Origin of the sequence: Micromonospora parastrephiae, assembly GCF_016802865.1 — a bacterium.
GTDB lineage: Bacteria > Actinomycetota > Actinomycetes > Mycobacteriales > Micromonosporaceae > Micromonospora > Micromonospora parastrephiae.
This window is the reverse complement of record NZ_JAEVHM010000032.1, coordinates 1-26,501: the sequence shown is the minus strand read 5'-3', so window position 1 is coordinate 26,501 and position 26,501 is coordinate 1. Positions and strand designations below refer to the sequence as shown.

33 protein-coding genes and 3 pseudogenes are annotated in these 26,501 nt (G+C 72.8%); 21 read left to right on the top strand and 15 right to left on the bottom strand.

All coding sequences use genetic code 11. The annotated features are described in order from the left end of the window. Positions 1 to 24: 24 nt before the first annotated feature. From JNW91_RS09835 to JNW91_RS09825, 3 genes are all read left to right on the top strand, one after another. Positions 25 to 1,479, top strand: a complete 1,455-nt coding sequence (locus tag JNW91_RS09835) for a sensor histidine kinase (protein ID WP_203174573.1) — start codon at positions 25 to 27, stop codon at positions 1,477 to 1,479. 61 nt (positions 1,480 to 1,540) lie between these two features. After that, entirely contained in the window at positions 1,541 to 1,957 is a 417-nt protein-coding gene (locus tag JNW91_RS09830; RefSeq protein WP_309244303.1) for an ATP-binding protein, read from the top strand. A gap of 61 nt (positions 1,958 to 2,018) precedes the next feature. Beyond that, positions 2,019 to 2,906: a DUF5926 family protein gene (locus JNW91_RS09825; protein WP_203174571.1), complete on the top strand. Its 888-nt coding sequence runs from the start codon at positions 2,019 to 2,021 to the stop codon at positions 2,904 to 2,906. 15 nt (positions 2,907 to 2,921) lie between these two features. Here the strand turns inward: JNW91_RS09825 and JNW91_RS09820 are convergent, their stop codons facing one another. Next, a complete protein-coding gene (locus JNW91_RS09820; RefSeq protein WP_203174570.1) occupies positions 2,922 to 4,139 on the bottom strand; it encodes an arginine deiminase in 1,218 nt (405 codons plus the stop codon). 163 nt (positions 4,140 to 4,302) lie between these two features. Between JNW91_RS09820 and JNW91_RS09815 the strand changes: the two genes are divergently transcribed. The 5 genes from JNW91_RS09815 (at position 4,303) to pheA (ending at position 7,767) form a co-directional block, all read left to right on the top strand. Beyond that, on the top strand, positions 4,303 to 5,043 hold the full coding sequence (locus tag JNW91_RS09815; protein WP_203174569.1) for a hypothetical protein: 741 nt from the start codon (positions 4,303 to 4,305) through the stop codon (positions 5,041 to 5,043). Positions 5,044 to 5,212: 169 nt separating this feature from the next. Next, a complete protein-coding gene (locus tag JNW91_RS09810; protein ID WP_203174568.1) occupies positions 5,213 to 5,671 on the top strand; it encodes a hypothetical protein in 459 nt (152 codons plus the stop codon). A 75-nt stretch (positions 5,672 to 5,746) separates the two neighbouring features. Then, on the top strand, positions 5,747 to 6,136 hold the full coding sequence (locus JNW91_RS09805) for an ACT domain-containing protein (protein WP_203174567.1): 390 nt from the start codon (positions 5,747 to 5,749) through the stop codon (positions 6,134 to 6,136). Between the two features lie 145 nt (positions 6,137 to 6,281). After that, positions 6,282 to 6,800, top strand: coding sequence for a hypothetical protein (locus tag JNW91_RS09800; RefSeq protein WP_407664298.1), 519 nt, complete (start codon positions 6,282 to 6,284; stop codon positions 6,798 to 6,800). Between the two features lie 10 nt (positions 6,801 to 6,810). Continuing rightward, a complete protein-coding gene (gene pheA / locus JNW91_RS09795; RefSeq protein ID WP_203174566.1) occupies positions 6,811 to 7,767 on the top strand; it encodes a prephenate dehydratase in 957 nt (318 codons plus the stop codon). Between the two features lie 52 nt (positions 7,768 to 7,819). Here the strand turns inward: pheA and JNW91_RS09790 are convergent, their stop codons facing one another. From JNW91_RS09790 to JNW91_RS09780, 3 genes are all read right to left on the bottom strand, one after another. After that, a complete protein-coding gene (locus JNW91_RS09790) occupies positions 7,820 to 8,542 on the bottom strand; it encodes an AIM24 family protein (RefSeq protein ID WP_203174565.1) in 723 nt (240 codons plus the stop codon). A 118-nt stretch (positions 8,543 to 8,660) separates the two neighbouring features. Continuing rightward, positions 8,661 to 9,008: a metallopeptidase family protein gene (locus tag JNW91_RS09785; RefSeq protein WP_203174585.1), complete on the bottom strand. Its 348-nt coding sequence runs from the start codon at positions 9,006 to 9,008 to the stop codon at positions 8,661 to 8,663. A gap of 155 nt (positions 9,009 to 9,163) precedes the next feature. Continuing rightward, a complete protein-coding gene (locus JNW91_RS09780; RefSeq protein ID WP_203174564.1) occupies positions 9,164 to 9,595 on the bottom strand; it encodes an OsmC family protein in 432 nt (143 codons plus the stop codon). 131 nt (positions 9,596 to 9,726) lie between these two features. Here JNW91_RS09780 and JNW91_RS09775 point away from each other — a divergent pair, with 131 nt between their 5' ends. The 3 genes from JNW91_RS09775 (at position 9,727) to JNW91_RS09765 (ending at position 12,273) form a co-directional block, all read left to right on the top strand. Then, positions 9,727 to 10,461, top strand: coding sequence for a hypothetical protein (locus tag JNW91_RS09775; protein WP_203174563.1), 735 nt, complete (start codon positions 9,727 to 9,729; stop codon positions 10,459 to 10,461). Between the two features lie 178 nt (positions 10,462 to 10,639). Continuing rightward, positions 10,640 to 11,461, top strand: a complete 822-nt coding sequence (locus JNW91_RS09770) for an HAD family hydrolase (RefSeq protein ID WP_203174562.1) — start codon at positions 10,640 to 10,642, stop codon at positions 11,459 to 11,461. Beyond that, on the top strand, positions 11,461 to 12,273 hold the full coding sequence (locus JNW91_RS09765) for an HAD family hydrolase (RefSeq protein WP_203174561.1): 813 nt from the start codon (positions 11,461 to 11,463) through the stop codon (positions 12,271 to 12,273). Before JNW91_RS09770 ends, JNW91_RS09765 begins: the two co-directional genes overlap by 1 nt. 9 nt (positions 12,274 to 12,282) lie before the next feature. Here JNW91_RS09765 and JNW91_RS09760 read toward each other — a convergent pair whose 3' ends face one another. After that, positions 12,283 to 12,885, bottom strand: coding sequence for a bacterial proteasome activator family protein (locus JNW91_RS09760; protein ID WP_203174560.1), 603 nt, complete (start codon positions 12,883 to 12,885; stop codon positions 12,283 to 12,285). 84 nt (positions 12,886 to 12,969) lie between these two features. On the opposite strand from JNW91_RS09760, the pseudogene JNW91_RS09755 reads away from it, so the two are divergent. Next, positions 12,970 to 13,795, top strand: a pseudogene (locus JNW91_RS09755) (alpha/beta hydrolase family protein). 53 nt (positions 13,796 to 13,848) lie between these two features. Next, positions 13,849 to 15,036 carry an ABC transporter substrate-binding protein gene (locus JNW91_RS09750; RefSeq protein WP_203174559.1) on the top strand — a complete coding sequence of 396 codons (1,188 nt, stop codon included), beginning with the start codon at positions 13,849 to 13,851 and terminating at the stop codon, positions 15,034 to 15,036. Between the two features lie 75 nt (positions 15,037 to 15,111). Here JNW91_RS09750 and ddaH read toward each other — a convergent pair whose 3' ends face one another. Beyond that, positions 15,112 to 15,945 carry a dimethylargininase gene (gene ddaH, locus JNW91_RS09745; RefSeq protein ID WP_407664297.1) on the bottom strand — a complete coding sequence of 278 codons (834 nt, stop codon included), beginning with the start codon at positions 15,943 to 15,945 and terminating at the stop codon, positions 15,112 to 15,114. 59 nt (positions 15,946 to 16,004) lie between these two features. On the opposite strand from ddaH, the gene JNW91_RS09740 reads away from it, so the two are divergent. Beyond that, positions 16,005 to 16,466, top strand: a complete 462-nt coding sequence (locus tag JNW91_RS09740; protein ID WP_203174557.1) for an Lrp/AsnC family transcriptional regulator — start codon at positions 16,005 to 16,007, stop codon at positions 16,464 to 16,466. 84 nt (positions 16,467 to 16,550) lie between these two features. Here the strand turns inward: JNW91_RS09740 and JNW91_RS09735 are convergent, their stop codons facing one another. From JNW91_RS09735 to mobA, 3 genes are read right to left on the bottom strand one after another with little or no spacing between them, the layout of a single operon-like run. After that, the gene (locus JNW91_RS09735; RefSeq protein WP_203174556.1) at positions 16,551 to 17,648 is read right to left on the bottom strand and encodes a T3SS (YopN, CesT) and YbjN peptide-binding chaperone 1; all 1,098 of its coding nucleotides are present in this window, start codon (positions 17,646 to 17,648) and stop codon (positions 16,551 to 16,553) included. A 51-nt stretch (positions 17,649 to 17,699) separates the two neighbouring features. Next, positions 17,700 to 17,984, bottom strand: coding sequence for a DUF6457 domain-containing protein (locus JNW91_RS09730; RefSeq protein ID WP_203174555.1), 285 nt, complete (start codon positions 17,982 to 17,984; stop codon positions 17,700 to 17,702). Beyond that, positions 17,981 to 18,649 carry a molybdenum cofactor guanylyltransferase gene (mobA, locus tag JNW91_RS09725; RefSeq protein WP_203174554.1) on the bottom strand — a complete coding sequence of 223 codons (669 nt, stop codon included), beginning with the start codon at positions 18,647 to 18,649 and terminating at the stop codon, positions 17,981 to 17,983. The genes JNW91_RS09730 and mobA overlap by 4 nt, the downstream gene beginning before the upstream one ends. Positions 18,650 to 18,751: 102 nt before the next feature. Here mobA and fdhD point away from each other — a divergent pair, with 102 nt between their 5' ends. Then, entirely contained in the window at positions 18,752 to 19,618 is an 867-nt protein-coding gene (fdhD, locus tag JNW91_RS09720; RefSeq protein WP_203174553.1) for a formate dehydrogenase accessory sulfurtransferase FdhD, read from the top strand. 3 nt (positions 19,619 to 19,621) lie between these two features. On the opposite strand, the gene JNW91_RS09715 is transcribed toward fdhD, so the two are convergent. From JNW91_RS09715 to JNW91_RS09705, 3 genes are all read right to left on the bottom strand, one after another. After that, positions 19,622 to 20,329 carry a GAP family protein gene (locus JNW91_RS09715; protein ID WP_203174552.1) on the bottom strand — a complete coding sequence of 236 codons (708 nt, stop codon included), beginning with the start codon at positions 20,327 to 20,329 and terminating at the stop codon, positions 19,622 to 19,624. Positions 20,330 to 20,451: 122 nt separating this feature from the next. Next, a complete protein-coding gene (locus JNW91_RS09710; RefSeq protein ID WP_203174551.1) occupies positions 20,452 to 20,697 on the bottom strand; it encodes a flavin reductase in 246 nt (81 codons plus the stop codon). Continuing rightward, positions 20,698 to 20,967 carry a hypothetical protein gene (locus JNW91_RS09705; RefSeq protein ID WP_203174550.1) on the bottom strand — a complete coding sequence of 90 codons (270 nt, stop codon included), beginning with the start codon at positions 20,965 to 20,967 and terminating at the stop codon, positions 20,698 to 20,700. A gap of 88 nt (positions 20,968 to 21,055) precedes the next feature. On the opposite strand from JNW91_RS09705, the gene JNW91_RS09700 reads away from it, so the two are divergent. Next, positions 21,056 to 21,805, top strand: coding sequence for a DUF5753 domain-containing protein (locus tag JNW91_RS09700; RefSeq protein WP_203174549.1), 750 nt, complete (start codon positions 21,056 to 21,058; stop codon positions 21,803 to 21,805). Beyond that, positions 21,793 to 21,996, top strand: a complete 204-nt coding sequence (locus JNW91_RS09695; protein ID WP_203174548.1) for a DUF397 domain-containing protein — start codon at positions 21,793 to 21,795, stop codon at positions 21,994 to 21,996. Before JNW91_RS09700 ends, JNW91_RS09695 begins: the two co-directional genes overlap by 13 nt. 27 nt (positions 21,997 to 22,023) lie before the next feature. Here the strand turns inward: JNW91_RS09695 and JNW91_RS09690 are convergent, their stop codons facing one another. From JNW91_RS09690 to JNW91_RS09680, 3 genes and pseudogenes are all read right to left on the bottom strand, one after another. Next, a complete protein-coding gene (locus JNW91_RS09690) occupies positions 22,024 to 22,401 on the bottom strand; it encodes a hypothetical protein (protein ID WP_309244302.1) in 378 nt (125 codons plus the stop codon). A 17-nt stretch (positions 22,402 to 22,418) separates the two neighbouring features. Continuing rightward, the gene (locus JNW91_RS09685) at positions 22,419 to 22,670 is read right to left on the bottom strand and encodes a hypothetical protein (RefSeq protein ID WP_203174546.1); all 252 of its coding nucleotides are present in this window, start codon (positions 22,668 to 22,670) and stop codon (positions 22,419 to 22,421) included. Positions 22,671 to 22,731: 61 nt separating this feature from the next. Further along, positions 22,732 to 23,777, bottom strand: a pseudogene (locus tag JNW91_RS09680) (DUF4192 domain-containing protein). Positions 23,778 to 23,929: 152 nt separating this feature from the next. Here JNW91_RS09680 and JNW91_RS09675 point away from each other — a divergent pair. The 4 genes and pseudogenes from JNW91_RS09675 to JNW91_RS09660 form a co-directional block, all read left to right on the top strand. Beyond that, the gene (locus tag JNW91_RS09675; RefSeq protein WP_203174545.1) at positions 23,930 to 24,844 is read left to right on the top strand and encodes a fructosamine kinase family protein; all 915 of its coding nucleotides are present in this window, start codon (positions 23,930 to 23,932) and stop codon (positions 24,842 to 24,844) included. Beyond that, positions 24,841 to 25,854 carry a GTP 3',8-cyclase MoaA gene (gene moaA / locus JNW91_RS09670; protein ID WP_203174544.1) on the top strand — a complete coding sequence of 338 codons (1,014 nt, stop codon included), beginning with the start codon at positions 24,841 to 24,843 and terminating at the stop codon, positions 25,852 to 25,854. Before JNW91_RS09675 ends, moaA begins: the two co-directional genes overlap by 4 nt. 3 nt (positions 25,855 to 25,857) lie before the next feature. Then, complete coding sequence (locus tag JNW91_RS09665) at positions 25,858 to 26,112, top strand: MoaD/ThiS family protein (RefSeq protein ID WP_203174543.1); 255 nt, start codon at positions 25,858 to 25,860, stop codon at positions 26,110 to 26,112. A 13-nt stretch (positions 26,113 to 26,125) separates the two neighbouring features. Beyond that, positions 26,126 to 26,501: pseudogene (locus JNW91_RS09660) on the top strand (metallophosphoesterase); the annotation flags it as partial.

The window sequence follows — 26,501 nt, the reverse complement described above, 5'->3', positions numbered from 1 at the left end:
GGGTCGACGGGGCAGACTCGGCACATGCCGGAGCGTATCGATTTCCCCGCTCTCATCGCCGGCCACACCGTCGTCATCGAGATGATCAACTCTGGTGACGCCGGCCTGCCCGTTCTCACCCAACTGCTCCGGGTGGCCCAACCGGCGCTCGGCGCCACCGGAATGGCCTTCGTCGAGTTCGGCCCGACCGGCGGTCGGGTGATCGCCGCGACCGGCGCCGCGGAGTGGGCTCTCGGCCGTCCGCTGGCGGTCGACGACCCGGACACCGTCTGCCTGCTCTCCGGCCCGCGGGTACGCCAGGTCCCGGTGGCCCATCTCAGCGGCAAACTGGCCGGTGAGCTGGCCGGCAGCGGCCTGCGCCGGATGGTGGTGTCCCGGGTGGAGATCGGCGGGCACACCGTTGGCAGCCTGCACGCGCTCTACCCGACCGACGACGAGCCGGGGGCCGAGCGGCAGGGGGTCGTCGCCTACCTTGCGTCCTGCGTCGGGCACATGTACGGCGATCAGACCGGGCTGCCGGTGCACGGCGACGGACCGGTCGTCGCGGCGCTCGCCGACGGGCTGGCCGTGGTCGACCGGGACGGTCACGTCCGCCTCTGGAACCCGGCCGCCGCACAGGTCATCGGCCGGACCGCCGAGCAGGCGCTGAGCCGTCCGCTGCCGTTCCCGCTGCCCCCCTCCGGCCAGGTCCGGGACCACCGGATGCCGGACGGGCGTTGGCTGCGGATCACGTCCGGCGAGCTGCCCGGCCCCGGCGCCCTGCGGGTGGTGACCTTCCGCGACATCACCGACCAGCAGCGTCGGGACCACGACCGCGACCTGTTCGTCGCGGTGACCAGCCACGAGCTCCGGACGCCGGTCACCGTGATCAAGGGGTACGCGGACACCCTCACCGACCACTGGGAGTCGCTGACCGAGGTCGACCGGCGACAGGCCGCCCGGGTGATCGGGCAGCGCGCCAACGAGCTGGCCCGGCTTGTCGACCGGCTGCTCTCGTCGGCCGCCGAGGCGGGGCCGGGGGACGACCCGCCCACCCCGTTCGACCTCGGGGAGGCGCTGCGCGCCGCGGTCGTCGACCTGCCGGCGGAGCTGCGCCGGCGGCTGGTGCTCCGCCTGCCGTCCGGCCTGCCCAAGGCGCTCGGCCACCGGCCCAGCCTGGCCACCGTGCTGACCGAGCTGGCGACGAACGCCGGCAAGTACTCGCCCCCGGAAGCACCGATCGAGATCACCGCGGGGGTCGACGGTCAGCTGGTGGCGTTCCGGGTGAGCGACCAGGGGATCGGCATCCGCCCCGAGCACGTGGAGCGGGCCTTCGACCGGTTCTGGCAGGGCGAGTCCGGCGACCGGCGCGGCTATCCCGGTGCGGGTCTCGGGCTCTATCTCGTCCGCCGGATCGTTGAACAGCAGAATGGATGGGTATCCCTACGTCCGAGGACCGGCGGCGGTACGGTCGCAGAGGTGCGGCTACCGCGCGGTTGACCGGCGGTGGCGCGACGTGGAGGCGACGGTGGCAGCGGCAGCGAGGGAACGGGCGTGGTGCGTGGTGGTCCCCCACCACCCAGCCGGGGCACGGCTGGCCCGGCACCGTCTCGCCGACGAGCTGGGCGAGGTCGTACCCCCGGCTCTCCTCGCGGATCTGATCGCGGTCCTCGCCGAGTTGGTGGGCAACGCGGTGCGGCACGCCCGGCCGCTGCCGGGCGGCGTGGTCCGGGTGGCCTGGCGGTTGCGACCCTCGGCGGAGGGTCCGCGGATCCAGTTGCGGGTGACCGACGGGGGCGCGGGCGGCGGCCCACGGCTGCGCACGGCCAGCCCCGACGCGGCGGACGGGCGGGGCCTGCACATCGTGGCCGGCCTGGCCACCCGCTGGGGCGTGGAGCGCGACGGCATGGGCCAGCGCGTCTGGGCGGAGTTCGACCCGACGCCCTCGACCCGGTCGGACCTGGTGGCGGCGGGCTGAGCGACGCGTCGGGGCGGGTCCGGCCCACGACGAGCCGGCCGGGCCTCTAGGCTGTGACGCCGTGAGCAAGCGTCGAAAGAGCCAGCGCGCCGCCGCCGACACCGCCCCCCGTCGGGACAAGGTGCGGGACATCTTCGTGCCCCGACCGTTCGAGGGGCTGGTCGACGAGCCCGAGTGGATCGCGCTGCGCGAGCTGGTGCCCGCCGCCTCCGCGCCGCTGCGACTGGCGCCCGCCCTGGTCGAGGAATTCGGGGACCGGCCCGCCACGTTGGCCACCGTGCTGCCGATGGCCGCCCCTGCGGTGACCAAGCCGGACGGTCGGGTGCTGATCGGTCTGCAACGTCACCAGCAGTCCGGCGACGTGTCGCGGGACCTGGCCGAGGCGCTGCTGTGCGCGCTGCGGACCGAGCCGGGCGGTCAGGTGTCCGTTCCTCCGCTGCCCGGCCCCGGCCCCCGCCTGCAGGACATCCTCGTGGACGGGCCGCTGGAGATCAGCATGCACGACGGGTTCGAGTTCTGGCTCGACCCCGGTGCGGCGGACGACCCGACCGTCCAGGCGTCGCTGGAGCGGGCCAACGCGGCCATCTACCCGACGGTGCGGCTGACCGCGGCGAAGGCCGCCTACTGGTGTCAGGTCCCGGAGAAGGCGCACGTGCGCTGGGTGCTGCCGGAGGACGAGGACGCCGCCCTGGACGCGCTGGCCCGCCTCGGCGCGGCCGGCTCGCTGACGCTCGGCGAGCAGACGAAGTTCGCCGGCATGTTCCGCGCGCACGGTCGTCTGGTGCCGGTCTGGGATCTGCCGGAGGAGACTCCGGCGACCGACTGGGAGGACCCGGTCGCGCAGTTCGCGAAGCGGTACGCCGAGGCGCTCGCCGCCACCGACCCGCTGGACGCCGCCGCCCGGCGCGCCCGGCAGGGGCTGCTCGGCCGCCAGCTCACCCTGCGCTGAGCGCGGCCATCCCGCTCACCCGGCGACGGGCAGCGGGTCGCGGGTGATCGGGCAGGACATGCAGCGGGGGCCGCCCCGGCCGGAGCCCAGCTCCGATCCGGCGATCGGGATCACCTCGATGCCGGCCCGCTCCAGCTGGGCGTTGGTCTCGGTGTTGCGTTCGTAGCCGACGCAGAGCCGGGGCGCCAGGGCGAGGGTGTTGTTGCCGTCGTCCCACTGTTCGCGTTCGGCGGTGACCGGGTCCAGCCCGGTGTCGATGACCCGGAGCTGGTCCAGGTCCATCGCGTCGGCGGCGGCCCGCAGGAACGGCGCCGGGCCGCCCACCCGCGGGTCCTCGCCGTCCGTGCCGGCGATCACGGTGTACGCGGAGAGCGTGCTGGCGATGTTGGGATACATCAGCACGGCGTCGGCGTCGACCATCGTGCAGACGGTGTCCAGGTGCATGGTGGCGCGTTGCTGGGCGATCGGCACCACCAGGATGGTGTGGGCCAGCCCGGCGGCGAAGACCTGCCGACCGAGGCGTTCCGCTCCGGCCGGGGTGGTTCGCTCGCCGACGCCGATGGCCAGCACCCCGGGGGCGAGCAGCAGGACGTCCCCGCCCTCCAGGTGCTCCAGGTGTGGCCGGTAGACGAACTCGGTGCCGGCGAAGCGCGGGTGGTGGCGGTAGATGGCGTCGGTGAGGGTCGTCTCGCGGCGGCGGGCCGGCATGGCGAGGCTGGTGACCCCGACCCGGTCGCCGATCCACAGCGACGAGTCCCGGGTGAACAGCAGGTTGGGCAGGGGGTCGATGACGAATTCGTGCCTGTCCATCAGGGTGTAGACCAACCCGCCCGGCCGTTCCGAGCTGATCCGCAGTTCCTCGTGGGCCAGCCCGGCGGTGAGCACGTCGGCCAGGGCGGCCGGGTCGAGGTAGGAGAGGTGGTCGGCGACGCGGGCGCGCAGGGTGTCGCCGAGCCGCCGGGAACGCAGCACCTGCTCGGTGAGTTCGGCTCGGGCGTCCGCGACGGCCAGCGTCTCGGTCAGCAGGGTCGCCAGGTAGAGCACCTCGACGCCGCGTTCGCGCAGCGCGGCGGCGAACGCGTCGTGCTCCTCCTGGGCGCGTCCCACCCAGGGGATCGCGTCGAACAGGAGCGAGTCGTTGTTGCGGGGGGTGAGCCGGGCCAGTTCCGGGCCGGGCCGGTGCAGCAGGACGGTACCGAGCCGGCCGACCTCACTGTCGACGTAGTTGGTCACTCCCGCAGCGTAGGGCAGGGTTTGGCGGCATCCGAGAAAAGAACTGTGGATGAATATGGCATTCATCCACAGTCACTCCGGCGCTCCGGCTTGCCGAACACCGGGAGTGGCAACGTAGGGTAGTGAGGACATAACTTCGAGGGACCTTTTGCCGGAGGTCGCGATGACTGTCTTTCCCGCACGACGAGCCGTACCGTCCGCTCGGGCACTGCCGCCCGTCGCGGTGCCCCACCCCCGCGTCGAGTCGCCCGGGGCTCTCGCACCGGTCCGTCCGACACCGCTCGAATGGGCCCGCCGTCGTCGGGCCGAGCGGGGTGCCCGTCGGCTGGAGGCGGCCGGGGCTCGGGCGCTGGGCCAACTCGACCATCTCGGGCCAGCCTGGCACGTCATCGAGTGGCCCCGCACCGACGTGACGGACGTCCTGCTCGACCGCACCCAGGACGAGCGGGCCGGGTTCCTCGCCATCGGTCCGAGTGGCCTGTTCGCGGTGACCATCGCCGACCACGGCCGGGCCCGCGTGCTCGTCGCCGGGGACGTCGTACAGATCAACGGCAAGCGGCCGCCGTACGTGGCCGAGGCCCGCCGGGACGCCAAGCGTGCCAGCAAGGCCCTGTCCGACGCCGTGGGGCTGCCCGTCCCGGTCACCCCGGTGCTGACGTTCGTCGGCTCCGGCGTGATCAGCGTCTACGGCCTGCCGAAGGACTGTCTGATGGCCACCCACCGGGAGTTGGACCGGCTCCTCGTGGCCGGCGGCAGCCGGATCAGCCCGGCCACCGCCGAGAAGTTGTCCCGGGTCGCACAGCACCCCGGGACCTGGCTGAACGGCACGTACCGTCCAACGGCCGACTACCGGTGGTACGAGGAGGGCCGAACGGCCGCTGACAAGCCGGCCCACCGCCGGTAACGTCACCGGCGACGCCACGCGGCTCCGGTCCCCCCGTTCACCCCACCGGCTCCCGCGCCCGTCACCGGTCGCCTTCGTTGAGTCGGAGCGGTCGGCGACCCGGTGCGCTCGGTGGTTCTGTCGGCGACCCGCTAGCGTGGACAGTCCGTCGGTGTACATAGGAGGCTCGGTGGCCCACGTCGAACTTTCGCTCTCGGAAGTGTTCGTGCCATCGGCGCGGGCCTCGACAGAGCCGGAGCTCGACAACTTCGGCCAGTGGTCCTCGACGGTGTGCCGCGCAGACGAGCCCTGCCTGCTGATCGACGCCGACACCCGGGTGGTGGCGATCTCCACGGCCGGCTGCGAGCTGCTCTGCCTGGGCGAGCCGGACGGCCTGATCGGGCGGCCGCTGCTCGACGGCGGGCTGCGCCTGCTCGACTTCACCGCCAACCGGGGCGAGCTGACCGAGGCCGAGATCGACAAGATCCCGCCCCTGCTGGCGCTCTCCTCCGGTCGGCTCGCCCGCGGGCTGCTCCGGGTGCAGGCCGCCTCGGCGGACAGCTCCGACGCGACCGTCGACGCGATCTCCACGCCGGTGCACGCGGACGGCGCGGTGGCCGGCTCCCTCACCTTCTTCTCCGAGGTCTGACCTGCGGCGGAGTGTGTCGTTCGCCGCACGCGGCAATGCTGGGGCCGGTCGGTACCGAGACCGTAGGGTGCCCTCATGCTCGATATCGCTCTGCTGCCGGGGGAGTACGCCGTGTGCCGGTTGGCCGCCGACGCCGCCCTGCCGGACGAGCTGTCGAACGGGCTGGACCGCGCCGACGTGGTCACCGTGAGCTGGACCGCCGACGGGATCTCGGTGATCTGCCCGACCGACCGGGTGCCCGCGCAGGCCGTGGTGGAGACCGTGTGGCGCTGCCTACGGGTCGTCGGCCCGGCGGACCTGGCCGGCACCGGCACCCTGTCCGCGCTGGTCGACCCGCTCGCCGAGGCGCGGGTCAGCGTGGTCACCTTCTCCACGTTCGACACCGACTACGTGCTGGTGCCGGCCGTCCGGCTGGCCGAGGGCACGGCCGCGCTGGAGCGCGCCGGGCACCGCATCCTCGGCTGAGCTTCACCCGGACGGCCGCTCCCCCTACGATGGGCTCGGCCACCCCGGCCGCGAAGAAATTCTCCGATGTCCCGAGGATCGGCCCGTGCCGTTCACCCCCCTCCGCCGCGCGTCCACCCCGTCGCGGGCGATGTCACGCACCGCGCTGCCGGCGGCGCTCGCGCTGCTCACGATCGGCGCGTTGACCGGCTGCGGCGCCCCACCCGAACTACGGGACCCGGACGCGCTGCCGACCGGCACCGGAGCCCCGACGGCAGCCCCGACGCGCACTCCCGGCGCCACGCCCACCACCGCGCCGCCGTCCGTCCCGCCGTTCCACACGCCGTCGGCCACCCCGGACGCCGGGCTGGTCGCGACGGCCTGCCGGAACGGGCCGACCGGACAGCGGGTGGTGCAACTGCTGCGCGGCCAGGCCCATGTGCTTCCACCCAACGTGCGGGTCCAGGTCCGCACCGGGCCGCTCTGCGCCGCCGGATGGCAGTACACGGTCCTTGAGGTGACCGGGCACGAGGAGCTCCAGGTCGTCACCCGGGGTCGACCGGCCGCGCCGCAGCTGGTCACCGCCGGCACCGACGTGTGCACCATCGAGGTACGCGCCACCGGCCCGGCCGGGATCCGGACGCTCGCCTGCGACGCCGGCCCGGTCATCGGACCAGGTGCGTAGGCTGGTCGACATGCCGGGAACACCACCGTCGCGCTTCGTCTACCTCGGTCCGGAGGGCACCTTCGCCGAGCAGGCCCTGCGTACCGTCCCCGCCGCCGAACGCGGCACTCGTACGCCTGCCCGCAGCGTCGGGGAGGCGTTGGACCACGTGCGGGCCGGGGACGCGGACGCCGCGCTGGTGCCGCTGGAGAACTCGATCGGCGGCGCGGTGGGCGTCACCCTCGACGAGATGGCCGAGGGCGAACCACTGGTGATCACCCGGGAGGTGGTCCTGCCGGTGGAGTTCGTGCTCGGCGCCCGGCCGGGCACCTCGCTGACCTCGGTCCGCGTCGTCGCGGCGCATCCGCAGGCGTCCAACCAGTGCCGGGGCTGGCTGCGCGACCACCTGCCCGACGCGGTGGTGGTGGACGTGCTCTCCAACGGTGCGGCGGCCGCCGGCGCCGGGTCCGGCGAGTACGACGCCGCGATCTGCGCGCCGATCGGGGCGACCCGGCACCGGCTCACCGTGCTCGCCGACAAGATCGCCGACCATCCCGACGCGGTGACCCGGTTCGCGTTGGTCTCCCGCCCGGGGCCGCCCCCGCCGCCGACCGGCGACGATCTCACCTCGCTCGCGGTCTACATCGCCCACGACCGGGTCGGCGCGCTGCTGTCGGTGCTGATGGAGCTGGCCGTCCGGGGGGTCAACCTGACCAGGATCGAGTCCCGGCCGACCGGCGAGGCCCTGGGCCGGTACGTCTTCTTCCTGGACTGCACCGGGCACGTGGCCGACGTACGGCTGGGCGAGGCGTTGCAGGGGCTGCGCCGGGTCTGCGCCGACGTCCGCTTCCTGGGCTCGTACCCCCGGCACCGCTGGACCGAGGCGGCGGCTGAGCGGCCGGTGCCGGCGCCGGCGGGCCTGTCCGACGTCGACTACGCCGACGCGGCGGCCTGGCTGGCCCGGCTGCGCACGGGCGAGTTGAGCTGACCGCAGGGGTGCGGGCGTCCCGGTGCGCCGGGAAACGCCCGCACCGGCGTGGTCAGCTCAGCAGACCGCCGAGCAGACCGCCCTCCTGCTGCTGCTGGCCGCTGCCCATGATCGGCGGCTCCTCGGACGGCTGGACCACCACGAAGCCCTGGCCGGCGAAGCTCATCGTGAACGACTCGCCGGTACGACGGCCGAGCAACGTGCCGAGGCCGAGCTGCTCAGGGCGGTGGTAGCCGGTCTGGAGGTTGGCCGACCAGCAGACCGCCGCCTGCGGGTCGACGTACGTGGGCGCGTCCACGTTGAGCACCACAGGGGTGCCCCTGGTGGTGATGGCGATCCGGCCGTGGCCGCTGAACACGCAGTTGAACAGACCGGACGAGGACGCCATCCCGGCGCCGCCGACCATCCTGATGTCGTACTGGAGGGTGGAGTCGAAGGCGAGCACGCTGGAGCCGTTGATGGAGAGGGCGTCGCCCGGCTCGAGGTCGATGATGTGCACGTCCTTGGCCAGCTCGGCGAGGAAGACGTCACCCTGGCCGGAGACCTTCATCAGGGGGACGCCCTCGCCGGTGAGCTTCTGCTTGAGGAACTTGCCGAGCCCACCCGAGCCCAGCGCCTGGAACTGGACGTTGCCCTGGTAGGCGACCATCGACCCGACCCGGGCCATCGCCTCACCGTTGAGCTCGATCTTCAACATCTTGGAGTTCTGCAGCCGCATGCCGGGCTGCGCGGACTCCTTCTCCAGATTCTCCGCGGAGAACAGCTCGCTGCGCATCTAAGGGCCTCCTGAATAGGGTCGCGTTCGCTGCACCGACGGTAGGCGACCACGGCAACCACGGACCATCGGTTGAGCGGCGCGGCGGCGCGGCGGGTTCGGCGGTGCGGCGGCCGGTTCAGCCCCAGCCCAGCGCGTGCAGTCGCGCGTCGTCGATGCCGAAGTGGTGGGCGATCTCGTGCACCACGGTCACCGCCACCTCGTCGATGACGTCCTCGTCGCTGTCGCAGATGCGCAGGATCGGACGGCGGTAGATGAAGATCCGGTCCGGTAGCACGCCGGAGTAGTCCCAGCCGCGATCGGTGAGCGCGTGCCCCTCGTAGAGGCCGAGCAGGTCGGAGTCGCCCGGTGGTGGGTCGTCCTCGACCAGGATGACCACGTTGTTCATCACGCCGAGCAGTTCCTCGGGCACCTCGTCGAGGGCTTCGCCGACCAACTCCTCGAAGCGCTCACGGCTCATCTCCACCGGCACCTCGCCCATTGTGCCCGACGCGGCGGCGCCCGGCCCGGAGCTGTTGAACGGCCGTGGCCGGGATCCGCGCGTTCACGGAAAGGGAGCGGCCGCCCGTGATCGGGCGGGAGTTCCTTTCCGTGAACGTGCGGTGTGTGGGGTCGTCCGGCTCAGGAGGCCAGGCGCGCGGTGAGGGTGATCTCGGCGCCCGGCGAGAGCAGACGGGAGATCGGGCAGTTGGCCTTGGCGGCCTCGGCGAGCTTCTGGAACTCCGCGTCGTCGATCCCCGGCACCTGGCCGACGGTCTCCAACTCGATCCGGGTCACGGTCATCCCGGCGTCGGTCTTGTCCAGGTGGACCTTGGCGGTGGTCTCGACCGAGGTGGGCGTCGAGCCGGCGTCGGCGAGGGCCTTGGAGAACGCCATCGAGAAGCAGGCGGAGTGCGCGGCGGCGATCAGCTCCTCGGGGTTGGTGCCCTCGCCCTCCTCGAAGCGCGACTTGAAGGAGTAGTTGCCCGACAGGCCGCCCTTACCGGTGCGGACGGTGCCGGAGCCCTCGGTGAGGTTGCCCTGCCATTGTGCTGAAGCGGTACGGATTGGCATGAGCAGAACGCTAGCGGAAACGGGACGGCCGGGCGACCGACCGGCACCGACGCCCGCCCTGCGATCCCCGTCACGGGCAGCCGACTGTGCCATGATTCGACGCAGGCCCGTGACCGGCGGAGGGATGGCCGATGTCCGAGGAACTGCCGATTCCCCGGCAGGGCGACCGATCCGACGGCCCGGCCGTGATCGAGTGGGGTGCCGACGATCCGGCCCCGGCCCCGGCCCCGGCCCGGCGGTTGCGCCGGTCCCTGACCGGTCTCACCCGGGATCCTCGGCTGCCGCTGCTGGCCGCCGGGCTCGGCGCGGTCGCCGGTGTCGCGTCGATGGTCGGCGAGTGGCTGGTCATGACCCTGCCCAACGGTGGCCCCGAGGGGACCAGCTCGATCGAGGTACCGGCCGGCGTGTCCGAGATCGGCGGTTTCGGCGTGGGCTACCTGGTCGGGCTGCTCGTCCTGGTCTGCGCCGTGGCACTGGCGCTGCGGGGCACGGCGGCGGTCCGGCAGAACGCCCGGCTGGTCGGGCTCACCCTGGCCGGTGCGCTGCTGGCGTTGCTGGTCGCGGCCACGGCGACGCTCAACGACCCCGGCCAGCGGAACTTCTTCTACTCGCCGCAGGACGGTTTCCGGGCCGAGTACGGCCGCGGTCTGGTGATGGCGTTCGTCGCCTGCGTCCTGTTCGCGGCCGCCCTGCGGTTGGCGCCGTCCGCGCCGGTGGACGACGAGGAGGCCGGGGACGCGTCGGCGGGGTGGGGCTGGCGCCGCCGGCAGCGCGACCCGGTCGAGGCGGAGGATGGCCTGCCGGCGCCGGCCGACCTGACGGTCACCTCGGCCACACCGTTCGCCCGCCCGGAACACCCCGCCTGAGCGGCGACCCGCGCGGAGGTCGGGTCCACCCGACGGGCGCCGGTCGTTGGTGCCCGATTCGCCTGGAAGCCATAGTTGCGACCCGGCCCCCGAGGTACGGTTGCTGCCCGCCGTCACGCTGGGTCTCGACATCAGAACGGTACGGCAGGCTGCGACGGCGGCGGGCGAAGGAGGAACGATGACCCGCCCGGGACTACCCAAGCTGATCGCGACCGACCTCGACGGGACGCTGGTGCGCAGCGACGACACCGTCTCCGCGTACACCCATGGGGTGCTCGACCGGGTGCGGGCCGCCGGAATTCCGGTGGTCGGCGCGACCGGACGCGGCCCGCGGTTGACCGAGCTGACCCGCAACGACATCCGCGCCGCCGATTTCCTGGTGATGGCGGGCGGCGGCCGGGTGGTCGACCAGAGCGACCCGAGCGGCCCGGTGGTGCTCCGCGACGAGCGGCTGCCCGCCGAGGTGCTGGCTCGGCTGCTCACCGACCTGGAGGCCGAGGTCGGCCCGCTGACGGTGATGGTCGAAGCGTCCGACGAGCACGACGCCCCGCTCTGGGGGGACTACCACGAGAGCTGGCCCTACCAGGACCGGTTCGAGGCACGTACCCGTGACGAATGCCTCTCCTGCGATGTGATCAAGGCGTTCGCCCGGACCGCCGACCAGCACGTGGACGAGTTGCTGGCGGTGGCCCGCCGGATCATCTCGCCACAGGTCGCCACACTCACCCAGGCCGGGCTCGGCTTCATCGAGATCTGCCCGCCGGGTGTGGACAAGGCGACCGGGCTGACGGTGGTGGCGCAGAGCCTCGGGGTGGACCCGGCCGACGTCCTGGTCTTCGGTGACATGCCCAACGACCTGCCAATGTTCGAGTGGGCCGGCTGGTCCCGGGTGGCGGTCGCCAACGCGCACCCCGCCGTGCGTGCCGCCGCCGACGAGGTGACCCTGCGCAACGACGACGACGGAGTGGCCGTGTACCTGGACCGGCTACTGTCCCGGTGATGCGAGAGACGCCCCGCCTGATCGCCACCGACATCGACGGCACACTGATCCGCGACGACCACACCGTGAGCCCGCGCACCGCCGACGTGCTCGCGCGGATCTCCGCGCGGGGCACGCCGGTCGTGCTGGTCACCGGCCGCCCGGTCCGCTGGCTCAAGATGGTGTACGACCAGCTCGCCGAGCCGCTACCGGCGGTCTGCGCCAACGGCGCCGTGGTCTACGACCCGGTCCGCGACGAGGTGCTGCGCGCCGACCCGCTCGCCCCGCAGCACCTGGCCGAGGTGGCCGAGCGGCTGCGTGCGGAGGTGCCCGGGATCAGCTTCGCGGTGGAGATCCTGGACAGCCGGGAAATGCGGCACGAGACGCAGTACCCGCTGCGCTGGGACGCCGACCACGAGGCGATCCGGCCGGTGGCCACGCCGGAGGAGCTGCTGTCCGTCCCGGCGGTGAAGCTGCTCGCCCGGGCCGGCGAGCAGGACCCGGACGCCTTCGCCGCGCTGGTGGCCGCGGCGGTGACCGGGCTGGCCGAGGCGACGCACTCGTCGAACTCCGGCCTGGTGGAGATCTCCGCGGCGGGGGTGACGAAGGCGGCCGGGCTCGACTGGTACTGCGACCGCCTCGGCGTGGCCGCGGCGGACGTGCTGGCCTTCGGCGACATGCCCAACGACCTGCCGATGCTCACCTGGGCCGGGCGCGGTGTGGCGGTGGCCAACGCGCACCGCGCCGTCCTGGCGGTCGCCGACGAGGTGACGACGGCGAACACCGAGGACGGCGTGGCGGCGTATCTGGAGAAGCTCTTCGGGGTGGACTGAGCGGGTCGCTCAGAGGTACTGGCCGGTGTTGTGACCTTCGCCACCGCCGGGCTGGGCGATGCCCGGGATCCCGGGGACCATCCCGCCGGGGCCGCTGGGCAGGGCCTGCCGGCCGCCGCGCATCTGCTCCAACTGGACCCGGGCGGCCATCTGTTGGGCCACCAGGGCCGCCTGGATGCCGTGGAACAGGCCCTCCAGCCAGCCGACGAGCTGGGCGTGGGCGATCCGCAGCTCGCCCTCGCTGGGGGCCTTGTCCTCGGTGAAGGGCAGCGAGATGCGTTCCAGCTCGTCGCGCAGCTCGGGGGCGAGGCCCTCCTTGAGCTCGACGATCGAGCGCTCGTGGATCTCCCGCATCCGGTTACGGCTGGCGTCGTCCAGAGGTGCGGCCTTCACCTCCTCCAGCAGTTGCTTGATCATGCTGCCGATCCGCATCACCTTGGCCGGCTGTTCGACCAGGCGGGTCGGGTCCTCGCCCTGGCCCTCGTCGGTCTGCATCGTGCCGATCGGCCGGCCGTCCGGGCCGACCACCACAACGGTGCCGGAGTGGCCGGACTCGTCGGGGCCGGGCTCGTCGTTCTGTCCAGCGGAGCGCGCTTCGGTCATGGGGTCCATCTTTACCCAGGGGACGCAACCCATGCCGGGCGGGACCGACTACCGGGGCCGAACCACCCGGGCGGGGCGCGCTACCGTCGCGCCATGCCTGCCGACCCGCGTGCCGTGCTGACCCGGCCCGCCCCGGAGCCCGACCGCACCGTGGCGTACGGCGATCACCCGGACCAGGTTGCCGACCTGCGTTTCCCGGCGGGCACCGGACCGGCCCGGCCTCTGGTCGTCGTGGTGCACGGTGGCTTCTGGCGGGCCGAGTACGACCGGCGGCACACCGGGCCGCTGGCCGCCGCGCTCGCCGCGCTGGGGTACCCGGTGGCGCAGGTGGAGTACCGGCGCACCGGGCAGCCCGGCGGTGGCTGGCCGGGCACGCTGACCGACGCTCTGACGGCGTCGCCGCGCTGCCCGGGTTGGCCGCCGAGGCGCTGCCCGGCCGGGTCACCCGGGGTGCGCCGCTTCTGGTCGGGCACTCCGCCGGCGGCCACCTGGCGCTGTACGTGGCGGCCACCGCGCCGACCACGGTGGGCGGGGTGCTGGCCCTGGCCCCGGTGGCCGACCTGGGCGAGGCGTACCGGCGGGATCTGGACTCCGGCGCGGTGGCGGCGCTGCTCGGTGGCGGCCCGGACGAGGTCCCGGATCGGTACGCGGCGGCAGATCCACGGATGTTGGTGCCCGTACGAACACGCACGGTAGTCGTACACGGTTCGGAGGATCGGCAGGTGCCGGTGGCGATGAGCCGCGATTTCGTCGTGGCAGCTCGTGCCGCAGGATCCGATATTTCCCTTCTTGAACTGCCCGGACACGAGCATTTCGGGCTCATCGACCCGCAGTCCTCGGCCTGGCCCCGGGTCCTCGATGTGTTGCGGTCCCTGCACGATGATCACTAGCCATTGACGCAGCGTCGCGGAGCAGGTAGAACGCCGGAGGGGCGGTGAGTTCTGCCCTGCAACGCTCCTGGAAAGGAACTCGGTGTCGCAGATGAATCGCAGGCGGGCGCTCCAACTGTTGGCCGCGCTCGGTACCACCGGATTCGCCGCCGGATGCGGCTCCGACACCGACGCCCAGCCCGCGGCCGACCGGGGCCCGATCAAGATCGGGTTGATCACGCCCCAGGCCGGCGGACTGAAGAGCATCGGTGACGACATCACCAACGGCTTCCAGCTCTTCCTCGACCTGCACGATCAGCGGTTGGGCGGGCACCCGGTCAACCTGTTGACCGCCGACGAGGGTGACAGCGCCAAGACCGGCAAGGCCGCCGTCGACGAACTGCTCAAGCAGGGTGTGCTGGCGCTCACCGGGGTCGTCAACTCGGCGGTGATGGTCGGCATCCGGGACACCGTGGAGCAGGCCCGGGTCCCCCTGATCGGCTCCAACGCCTCGCCGAGCAGCCTACAGAGCGTCTTCTACATCTGGCGGACGTCCTACGTGCTGGACGAGGCCGGCCGGGCGCTGGGCCGCTACCTGCGCGATCAACTCCCGGCCAACGGCCGTATCGCGATCATCATGCCGGAGAACGTCGGCAGCCCGGACGTGGTGCGGGGCTTCCGGCAGGAGTTCGGCGCCACCGACCCGCGGATCGCCGACCCGGTGACCTACACCAGCGCCAACCCCAACCCGGGGAAGACCGCGTTCACCGTGGACATCAACAGGGCACTGGCCAAGAAGCCGACGGCGGTCTTCTGCTTCTACGCCGGCGCCGCCGCGGTGGAGTTCATCAAGCAGCTGCGCGAGAAGTTCTCCGGCCCCGTCTACGCACCCGGCTTCCTCACCGAGGGCACCGTGCTGGAGAGCCTGAAGGACCACGCGCTGGGCATCCAGACCGCGCTGAACTACTCGGCCGACCTGAACAACACCTCCAACCGGGTCTTCGCCTCGGCGTACCGCAAGAAGTACCAGGTCACGCCCACCACGTACGCCATGGCGTCGTACGACGCGGCGCAGGTGCTCGACCAGGCCATCCAGCTGACCGGTGGGAAGCCGACGCCGCAGCAGGTCAACCTGGCGCTGGGCAAGATCGGCCAGATCGACAGCCCGCGCGGGATCTGGCAGTTCAACCAGCCGCGTACCCCGCAGCAGAAGTGGTACCTGCGGGAGGTGCAGCGCGACGGTCAGGTCATGTCGAACGTGCTGATCAACGAGCTGGCCACGCTGGGCTGACCGCCCGCCGCAGCGGAATCAGGGGCCGACCTCCCCACGGGAGATCGGCCCCTGACGTACGCGGCAGTGCTCGGGTCAGTGCCGCAGTTCGGCGATGCAGCACTTCACGCTGCCGCCGCCCCTCTTCAGCTCGCCCAACTCGACCGGGACCGGGTTGTAGCCGGCGGCCTTGAGCTTGCCGGCCAGACGAGTGGCCTCGCTGTTGAGCACCACGTTCGCGCCGTCGCTGACCAGGTTGAGCCCGAAGGCCATGGCGTCCTCGTCGTCCGCGAGCACCGCATCCGGGAAGAGTTGGGTCAGCACCCGCTGGCTGGCCGCCGAGAACGCCCCGGGGAAGTAGACGACGTTCGAGTCGTCGATGGCGGCGAGCGCCACATCGAGGTGGTAGAACCGCGGGTCGATCAGGCGCAGCGACACCACCGGTCGACCCAGCGCCTCCTGCGCCTCGGCGTGCGCCGGAATCTCGGTACGGAAGCCGTGCCCGGCCAGGATCAGACCGCCGTGCGCCTCCGGCACGTACGCGAAGTCACCCTCGCCCTCGTTGGTCTCACTCGGCGCGATGAACCGCCAGCCCTGCGACTCGTAGAAGGCGTGGTGCGTGGCGGCCTCGGCGGCCCGCTGCTCGTGCTTGAAGCGGGCGCCGTAGACGCTGCCGTCCACCACGAACGCGCCGTTGGCGGCGTAGACCATGTCGGGCAGGCCCGGCTCGGGGGTGAGCAGGTGCACCTCGTGGTCGAGGCCGACCAGCGTCTCGCGCAACCGGTCCCACTGCTTGACGGCCAGTTCCCGATCCACCGGGGTGGTCATGTCCATCCACGGGTTGATCGCGTACTCGACCGCGAAGTGCTCGGGCGAGCACATGAGATATGTCCGCTTTCGCGGGACTCGCTGCTGGTTCACGGTCACCAAGAGTAGGTACCGTAGAACTTTGGTAACAGCCACAACCGTTGCTTCCCAGAGGCGGAACGTTGCAGATAGACGCGGTAGACCAGCGGATCATTGCGTTGCTCGTCGCCGACGCCCGTGCGTCGTACGCCGACATCGGCACCCGGGTGTCACTCTCCGCCCCAGCGGTCAAGCGTCGGGTCGACCGGCTCCGGGCCACCGGCGTGATCAGGGGATTCACGGCCGTGGTCGATCCGGCCGCCGTCGGCTGGACCACCGAGGCGTTCGTCGAGCTGTTCTGCGCCGGTCGGACCACCCCCGCGCAGATCGGGGTGGCCGCCCGCCGACACCCGGAGGTGGTCGGCGCGTACACCGTCTCCGGCGAGGCCGACGCGCTGGTGCACCTGCGCGCCGCCGACATCTCCCACCTGGAGGCGGCCCTGGAGCGGCTGCGCGCCGAGTCCTTCGTGACCTCCACCCGCAGCACCATCGTCCTGTCCCGGCTGGTGGAATCCCCGGGCGTCGGCCCGTCCACCGGGGCTTGACCTCAAGCCTGGTTCAACCGCCGCCGACGCGCACACCGCCATCGAGGCGCGCGCGACGGTCGGCAAGACGCTGTTGGACGTCTCCTAGAGGTACATGCCGGTGTGGTGGTTCGCCTCGTCGCGGCGGACCGGCTTGTCACCCTCGCCGAAGAACCGCTTGCCACCGAACTCGCCGTGCAGCCGGTCGTCCAGTTCGTCCGCGAGGCCGGTCATCACCTGCACGGCCAGCATCAGGTGCGTGGCCTGGAAGTTGCGGCCGAACACCGGGATGGACGCCCAGACCGTGTCGTCGGCGCAGTAGAGCCGGCCGATCGGCATCCGGTTGGTCAGCTCGGAGAGCTTGACGTACAGCCGCTCGGTCGGCTCCACCTCGGTGAGCACCGGGGAGAAGACGTCCACCAGGGGCGGGTTGTCGCGCACCCGGACGAAGACCATCGCCGAACCGGCGCGGATGGTGATGTCGCCGTCCGAGTCGACCTGCAACCGGTCGGTGTCGGACTTGAGCATGGTGGAGACCACCGTGCGCACCCGGTCGGCGAGGTCGAGCACGTCGTCCCGCTCCACCTGCGCGGCGGCAGCCTCGGCCAGCGCCTCCTCCAGGTCGGCCTCGACGTCGGCGTCCGGGCCGAACTCGCTGCGCGCGGTACCCAGCGGCTCAACGGCCAGCGGCTCGCCCTCGGCGTCCTGCACCAGGTAGACGAGGAAGGCCGGGTGCGGGGCGCCGTAGACGTCGCGCAGCGTCCGGGAGAGCAGCGCGGCGACCCGGGTCGCCTCCGCCGTCGTACCGTCCAGGCCGAAGGAGTTGCCCGAGCCGGTGACCACCCCGGGCGGAGACCAGCCGAGCGCGATCATGTCCGCCACCGCGGCGCGATCCAACCGGTAGCCCGTTGGCAGGGCGGCGTTGCCGACCGCCCGCGCGGAGAGCCCGCCGGCGCCGTCCACGTCGACGCTGATCGAGTAGACGGCGTCCCCGGTCCCGGAGGCGGTCGGATCCAGGGTCAGCTCAAGGTGCGCGCCCGCGGGCAACTCCCGCAGGCGTACGGCGAGCGCGCGGGCGAACTCCTGCCACGCCTCGGTCACCTTGGCCCGCAGGTCGGTGGTGCTGGGCTCGTCGAGCAGGATCGATTCCGCCGCGCCGCCAGGCAGCTCACCGTCCGGGGCCGAGGGGTGGTCAGCCGTCATGATCGCCTCCGTCCGTCACGGTCACCCTACCCACGCCGTCCGGAGGTCGAGTCAGCCCGGACCGGGATCGGACACCGGCCCGGGGTCGGGGCGGTCGGCGCCCAGCTCGATCGGCCAGCTGGCCGCGAGGGCGCTGAGCCGCGCCGCGGCGTCCGCCGGGTCGGCACCGCGGCCCACCGCCAACCCGAGCAGGTACGCGCTGACCGGCGCGCCCGGTCGCAGCACCTGGTGGGCGACGTCGCGGGCCACGTCCAGCACCGCCGACACGGGCACCCGGGTCGCGTCCAGGTCCAGCTCGGCGCAGGCCGCCGTGACCCAGTCGTCCAGCACGGTCATCGCACCCACTCCTCCGCCCGGCGTACGTCCTCGTCAGTGTCGCAGTCGAACCAGGGCGGCGGGCCGGCACCGCCCCAGGGCACCTCCCCGACGAGGAGACCGCCCAGCAGCGCCCGCACCGATGCCCCGGCCAGGTCGCCGTCGCGCTCCGCGGTCAGCCGGTCCAGCCCGGCGCGTAGTGCGGCGACCCGCCACACTCCGCAGAGCGACTGCCGCCGACCGTCGGCGTCGACGAAGCACACCCCGTCGAACGGCCGCTGTGGCCCGGCGGGGCCGGCGCCACGTCCCGGCTCCGCGGCGCCCTCCGACGCCGCTCGACGGCCGTCCGGGTCGAGGTGGGCCAGCAGCTCGCCGATCGCGGCGCGGGTGAGCAGCGGCAGGTCGGCGGCGAGCAACGCGACCCGGGTCGTGTCGGGATCGAGCAGGGCCAGCCCGGCGGCCGTCGCGGCGACCGGCCCCCCACCGGGCGGATCCTCCCTGGTGATCCGCACACCTGGCGGGACGGCCTCGGCCGGGCCGACCAGCACCCGGGGCGCGGCATCGGCAACGGCCGCCAGCACCCGGTCACGCATCGACCGGCCGCCGACCGGAAGCGCGGGCTTGTCCACCCCACCCATCCGTCGGGCGGCCCCACCCGCGAGCACCACGGCGGCGTACGACCCCACCCGGCCACGGTAGCCGCGCGGTCACCACATCGGTGGCCGGAGGCGGGTGCGCGATGGCCGGTGGCCGTGCGGGCGTACCGCCGGGGGGTGCAGGATGGCGGGATGGGACGGGCGACTGACCGACGGGGCGTACTCCGGATCGACCTGGACGCGACGGCCGACGGGCGTGGATCCGTCCGCCGGCCGGACACGCTCGCCGTGGAGGAGCCGCTGGAGATCCGGGTCGGAGCTGCCGGCCCCGGCCGCCGCCGTCCGCTCGCCGTCACCATGCGCACCCCCGGCGACGACCTGGACCTGGCCATCGGGTTCCTGCTCACCGAGGGGCTGATCCGGTCCACCGACGACGTGCACACGGCGCAGCTCTGCGCCGGCGCGGAGACGCCGAACACGTACAACGTGGTGGACGTGGTGCTCGCCCCGGGCGTACCGGAGCCGACCACCGACCCGTCCCGGAACTTCTACACGACCAGTTCCTGCGGTGTCTGCGGCAAGGCCAGCATCGACGCGGTCCGCACCCGGTCGCTGTTTCCGGTCGCGGCGGACCCGCTCACCGTGCCGGCCACCCTCCTCGCCGAGCTGCCCGATCGGCTGCGGGCCGCCCAGCGCGGCTTCGACCGCACCGGCGGGCTGCACGCGGCGGGGCTCTTCACTCCCGCCGGCGAGTTGGTGGTGCTCCGGGAGGACGTGGGCCGGCACAACGCGGTGGACAAGGTGATCGGCTGGGCGGTGCGGGAACGGCGGCTGCCGCTGGCCGGGTACCTGCTGCTGGTCTCCGGCCGGGCCAGCTTCGAGCTGACCCAGAAGGCGTGGATGGCCGGCCTGCCGCTGCTCGCCGCGGTGTCCGCGCCGAGCACCCTGGCCGTGGAGCTGGCCGACGAGGCGGGGATGACGCTGGTCGGCTTCCTGCGTGGCCGGACCATGAACGTCTACGCCGGCCCGCAACGGATCAGCGTGGCGCAGACGGCCTGACGTTCAGCGATCGAGCAGGCTGAACAGGTCCAGCCGGACAGCGGCGTCCCGGGCGACCAGGAAACCGGCGATGCCGAGGATCCAGCCCAACGCGCTGCCCGCCTTCGTGCTGATCCAGGTGTTCAGCCGGGCCAGCACCGGCTCGACCAACGCCGGTCGCGCCACCCGGGCGCCCAGCAGCAGCACCGCCGGCACCACCATGACGAGGCAGTACCCGGCCAGCAGCCCCACCACGGCCACCGGACCGACACCCGAGGTGGCCAGCAGACCTACCGCGCCGAGGTACGGCAACATGGTCGCCACCTCGGCCAACGCGGCGAGCAGCGCGAGACCGACCAGCCACCGGACCGACGAGTCGCCGGAGGTGGCCCGGTCCCGCCAGCGCAACACCCCACCGCTGCGCGGGCGTCGTTTTCCGTCGTAGCGGAAGCTGAGCGCGAACATCGCGACCCCCAGGGCGAGTTGCGCCCAGAGCACCACACGGTTGTCCAGGGCACCGCCCAGCGCGTCGGCCAGGCGGCTGCCACCCCAGACGAGCAGCAGCCCCACCGCGAGGTAGAACGCGGCGATCGTCGCCAGGTAGCTCAGGATCCGCCGGACGCTGACCGGCCCGGGCGCGAGCAGCAGCCAGACCGGGATGAAGAGGGTGCCGATGCTGGTGCTGTCGATCAGCGCCAACCCAGCCAGCGACAGCAGCAACCCGGCGGTCATGTCGTACCCGTGCGTAGATCGGTCACGCAACCATTGTTCGACAGCGGCGACCCCGCCGCCTCGGCCGTGAACAGGAGAGACGCGTACATCGTTCGACGGACGCCGGCGAAGTCGGCGGACGGCTATCGCGCCTGTGCCCAGCCGGTGAAACGCTCGGTCAGGCAGCCCGGAGGCGCGCCGCCGTTCAGCTCGGTGAGTTGCACGGTCGCCTCGGCCTGAAGTGCCTTCAGGTGCTCGACCAGCTCGTCGCGGCGACCGCGGTACTCGCCGAGCAGGCGCAGTTTCGCTGCCGAACAGGGCCATGCGATTCCGCAGGTCCGGCAGCGCCACGCGGGCTTCAGGACGGGGTGCTCGGTGCGGCCGGTCATCTAGCCCACCCGCACGGAAACGCGCCGGACCTGCCCGGTCGGCAGAAGGTGGACCCCTTCGCGGAGTACGAACAACTCCCGCTTGGCTCGTGCGTTGCCGTCCGGTCCCAGCTCGTACGCCTCGATCCAGGTCCAGCCGTGGTAGGTGTGGCGGTCGGTGAGTTCGCGGATGATCCGGACCGTGATGGGTTGGACGAACTGCGGGCTCGCGGCGCGAGTCAGGCGGACGAGGTCGCCGGCCTTCATCGTCTGCTTCGGCTTGTCCAGCATGGTTGGCAGACTTCCAAGGGTTGCGAGTCGAATACACTGCGTAGCAATATCTCCTGTGGACGTTCCGGACGTACGGGAGGGGTCTTGGATGAACCGGGCAGTTGTCGAGGCGATGTCGGCATCCGGCTTGACGGCCGACGGTCTGGCGGCTCAGATCGGCGTGGACCCCAAGACGGCGGCCAAGTGGGCGAACCCGGGACGGATTCCGCAGACTCGCCACCGGTCGAAGGTGGCGGCGGTCCTCGGCCGCGACGAGGGCGACCTGTGGCCCGACCTGTTCAAGCGGCGAGAGCCGGCGTGGTTCCGGCCCTGGACGGACATCGAGCGCGAGGCGGTCGGATTGCGCTGGTACGAGTCCGCCGTGTTGCCCGGCCTCCTACAGACCGAGGCGTACGCGCGAGCGGTGCTGAGCAGCGGGCTCTGGGCCGACGACGATCTGGAGGCACATGTGGAGACCCGCCTTCGCCGGCAGGCCGCCGTGTTCGATCGGCCTCGCCCGCCGCTGACCGTCTTCGTGATCGACGAGGCCGCGCTGCGCCGGGGACGACCCGACATCATGACCGACCAGCTCGACCACCTGATGGCACTCGCCGAGCGACCGTCCGTCATGGTCCACGTGCTCCCCCTCACGGCCGGTTTCCACCCCGGCCAGGCCGGACCGTTCGTCATCGCCAGCACCCCGGACGGCGGCGAGGTCGGCTACCTCGACGACCAGGCCGCCGGGCGCATCAGTAATGACGTTGCTCCGCTGTGGGCGGTCTGGGATAGCGTTAGGTCGTTAGCGCTACCGCGAGACCTGACCATCGACCTGATGAGAGCGCGAGCATGGATGACCTGACCGGCGCCCGTTGGCGCAAGAGCACCCGCAGCAGCTCGAACGGTGGGGCGTGCGTCGAGGTGGCCGACAACCTGCCGGGGGTCGTGCTCGTCCGCGACACGAAGGACCGCGACGGCGGCACCCTGACCTTCGAGCCGGCGGCCTGGGCGAGCTTCGTCGGGCTGGCGAGGGACATCGGCCCGGTCAGCTAGGCTCCGATGGCACCTCCCTGTCGCAGGTCAGGTCAGGTCGAGGACGCTCCAGTTGGTGGGTAGGACCTTCGCCGCCATCCTGGGCTGCGTGGTCGCATAGTGCGCCTCGTGGGTGAGTGCGGCCTGGGCGGCATGGCCGAGCGAGATGTCATCATTCACCCTGCGGGCCAACGTGCCCGTGTCGTGCACGCCGTCGGCATCGAGCGGCAGCACACGGATCACCGGTGCACTCACCATCAGCGCCAGCAGCGCGGCGCCAACCTCGTCGCCCGCACCCGCGATGGCGGCCGCCAGACAGGCGGCCGGGACGGCCACCTGCTGGCCCTCATCGGCGACCTCCAGCATCAACTCCCCCACCGAGATGTTGCCCTCGATGTAGGCCGTCAACGCCGACGCGTCGAACACCGCCGCGATCCGATCGCTCATCCGGCACGTCCCAACATCCGGCGCCCTTCAGCCAGGGCGTCCGCCGGAATGGGGGCCGCCAACCGCTCACGCCACCGCGCCCGGCCCGCCTCGGTCACCTCGATGCCGGCTCGCCGCAGCACCTCGTGCAGGTGCACACCGGCCATCTGGGCCCGCACCGCCGAGGTGATCGCTGCCGAGACGTTGGGCTGCTGGTCGAGCCACTCCGCCACGTCGTCGGGGAGGCTCACGGAGCGCTTCACGGTCATGGCCGTCAGCCTACCAACTTCGGTAGCACCGGCGGTACTACCGAGCATTCGGCGGCGCCGGTCAGCGGCGGCCACGTCGGCTCCGCCTGCGCGGGCGGACCACGCCGGGCATCCCGACCGACGGCCAACCGTCCAAGTCGGATGGGGGAACGCCGCGCCGGAGCAGGTCGTCCAGGAGCAGGGCGAGCGAGTAGTCAGGGTGCAGGGCCAGCACGCGCTCCAACGCGACCGCCGCCAACGCCCCCTGCCCCGCCCGCCAGGCCGCGAACGCCAGCAGCGCACCGGGCGCGGCGGTCAGCTCCGGCTCGGCCCGGCGCAGCACCTCGGTCCAGAGGGCGATGTCCCCGTCCCGACCGTCGGTGCGTTCCCAGGCGTGGTCCCGGACCGGCAGGTGGGTCAGCAGCACGCTCAGCCACGCCACCCCGTCGTCGTCGAGTCGTACGCCCCGCCGCTGCGCGCGCTGCGCCTCACGGACGCCGTCATCCCGGCGGAGCGCAGTGCCCGACCGCCGAGCAGGTCACTCGCGGGTGCCTGTTCGACCAGCTCGGTCAGTCTCAGCTCGGCGCGTGCGGTGGCGGCGCGCATCGCGTCCCGGACGTCGCCGTCCAACGGCGCCACCTGCGCCACGAGCGCCGCCCGGTCGGGGAGTGCGACCTGGCCGGCGAACACCGCCGAGGCCGTCACCTGACTGGCCGCGGGGTCGTAGCGCCGACCCTCGGGAGGGCAGCAGTCCGCCTCGGTGCAGAGGTAGGACCACCACCGGCCGTCGGTCACCCGCAGCGCGTCGAGCACCTCCAGTCCGGCGCCGGCCAGGGCGACGCGTACGGCATCCACGCTCGGCGTCACCCGCTCGGGCGGCCCGTAGCCGACCACGGTGGCGGCCTCCGCGCCCTGCCGCCTGATCACCCCGGCCAGGTGTCGGGCCCGCTCGACCGGGTCGGCGGACGGGTCGGGCAGGTCGGCGCGGGCGGCGAAGATGATCTGCCGGCCGCGCAGCGCCACCGCGACCACGCTGTCGGCGGGATGGAAGCCGAGCAGGTACGGCACGGCGGCGATCAGGTCGGCGGGTGAGCGGACGGCGAGCTGAGGACGTTCGGTCGAGGTCATGTCGGGAGCCTGCGACCGGCGCGTCCACCCCCGCTGCCCCTGTGGACGACACGCGGCTTATCCACAGTTACGCAGCGTGTTCCTCCAGGTAGACGGGTTCCGATGTGCCCACACGGCACCGACGTGTCATGGGGAGCGGTTACCGTGCGCTGATGGACCTGGCGTACCTGCGCGCGCACCCGGCACACCTGCCGACGTTCCGGACCCACCAACGGATCCGGGAGACACCGGTCGCCGGTGGGGACATCTGCGCCGCCGCCCGGCTCACCCTCGACGACGGCCACTCCGTCTTCGCCAAGTCCTGGCCCGAGCGGTCCGACCGGCCGGTGCCGGAGGGCTTCTTCGAGGCCGAGGCGGCCGGGTTGCGCTGGCTGCGGGAGGCGGACGCGATCGGCGTACCCGAGGTGATCGTGGCGCTGCCCGACCTGCTGGCGCTCGACTGGGTGGAGCCCGGCGAGCCGACGATGGAGGCGGCCGAGCGTTTCGGCCGCGAGCTGGCCGATCTGCACCGGGCCGGCGCGCCCGCCTTCGGTGCGCCCTGGCCCGGTTTCATCGGGGCGCTCCCGCAGGACAACACCGCCCAAGACGGTCCCTGGTCGACGTGGTTCGCCGACCGGAGGCTCGCCCCCTACCTGCGGCGCTCGGTCGACCGCGGCGCGCTGACCAGCGAGGACGCCGCGCTGGTCGAGCAGGTGATGGGCCGGCTGGGCGAGTTCGGCGGCGACGAGCCGCCGGCGCGCGTCCACGGCGACCTGTGGCCCGGCAACGTGCTGTGGGGCGCCGACGACCGGGTCTGGCTGGTCGATCCGGCCGCGCACGGTGGGCACCGCGAGACGGACCTCGCCCAGCTGGCGCTCTTCGGCGGCGTCCCGCACCTGGACACGGTGCTGGCGGCCTACCGGGAGAGCTGGCCGCTGTCGGCCGGCTGGCGCGAACGGGTGCCGCTGCACCAACTGCACCTGCTGCTCGTGCACACCGCGCTGTTCGGCGGCGGTTACCGCGATGCGGTCGTCCAGAACGCCCGCGCCGCCCTGGGCGGGGCCGAGCGCGCTACGGTCGACAGGTGAGCGTCGCCCCGCGTACCGACGGCGTCCTCGTCGACCGGTACGGCCGCGTCGCCCGGGACCTGCGCGTGTCCCTGACCGACAAGTGCAACCTGCGCTGCACCTACTGCATGCCGGCCGAGGGTCTGCCCTGGCTGGCCGGCCCCGAGCTGCTCACCGACGCGGAGATCGTCCGGCTGGTCCGGCTGGCCGTCGAGCGGCTCGGGGTGACCGAGGTGCGGTTCACCGGCGGCGAGCCGCTGATCCGGGCCGGCCTGGTCGACATCGTGGCGTCGGTCGCCGCCGTCGAGCCCCGTCCACGGATCTCCCTCACCACCAACGGCATCGGCCTGGACCGGCTCGCCCCGGCGCTGCGTACCGCCGGTCTGGACCGGGTGAACGTCTCACTGGACACGCTCGATCCGGCCCGGTTCACCCAGCTCACCCGGCGCCCCCGGCTGGACGCGGTGCTCGCCGGGCTCGCCGGGGCCGCCGCCGCGGGCCTCAACCCCGTGAAGATCAACTCGGTGCTGATGCGCGGCGTCAACGAGGACGAGGCGCCGGCCCTGCTGCGCTTCGCCGTCGACCACGGCTACCAGCTCCGGATCATCGAGCAGATGCCCCTGGACGCCCAGCACGGCTGGGACCGCAGCACGATGGTCACCGCCGAGGAGATCCTGGCGGCCCTGCGTACCCAATTCGACCTCAGCCCCGACCCGACCGAACGCGGCGCCGCCCCGGCGGAGACCTGGCTGGTCGACGGCGGCCCGGCCCGGGTCGGCGTGATCGCCAGCGTCACCCGCCCCTTCTGCGGTGACTGCGACCGCACCCGTCTGACCGCCGACGGCCAGGTCCGGGCGTGCCTCTTCGCCACCGAGGAGTCCGACCTGCGCGCCGCGCTGCGCGGCGGTGCGGACGACGAGGAACTGGCCCGACGCTGGCGCACCGCCATGTGGGGCAAACGCGCCGGGCACGGCATCGACGACCCCACCTTCCTCCAGCCGGCCCGTCCGATGTCCGCGATCGGGGGCTGAGACGTGGACCCGACGCCGCTGACCGTCCGCTACTTCGCCGGGGCACGCGCCGCCGCCGGCCGCGCCGAGGAGCGCACCCCCGCCGGGCGGTCGCTCAACGACCTCACCGCCGATCTGGCCCGGCGGCACGGCGACCGTCTCGCCGCCGTGCTGCGGGTCGCGAGTTTCCTCGTGAACGGCGTCACCTGTCATGATCGTGAGGCACCCCTGCCGGGCGGGGCCACGATCGACGTCCTGCCACCCTTCGCGGGCGGCTGAGGGAGGCGCACAGATGTTGGCGGTTCTGGGGTTCGTGGCCGTTCTGGCGCTGGTCACCGGCCTCATCCACCTCTACCTGTGGAAGCGGCTCGTCCGGGACACCACCACGCCGGGCCGCTGGCGGCGCGTCGGCGGGATCGCGGCGCTGGTGTTGGCGCTTCTCGTGCCGGTCACCCTCGCCGGGACGCAGGCCGGGCTCTACTGGCTGGCCTGGCCGGGCTACCTGTGGCTCGCGCTGATGTTCTACCTGCTCGTGCTGCTCCTCGTGATGGAAGTGCCGATGCTGGTCACCCGGCTGGTGCTGCGCCGCCGCGTGGTGGCCGCCGAGCCGACCGCCGCCGCACCCGAGCCGGTGCTGGTCGGGGCGGCCGGCCCGGCCGATCCGCCGG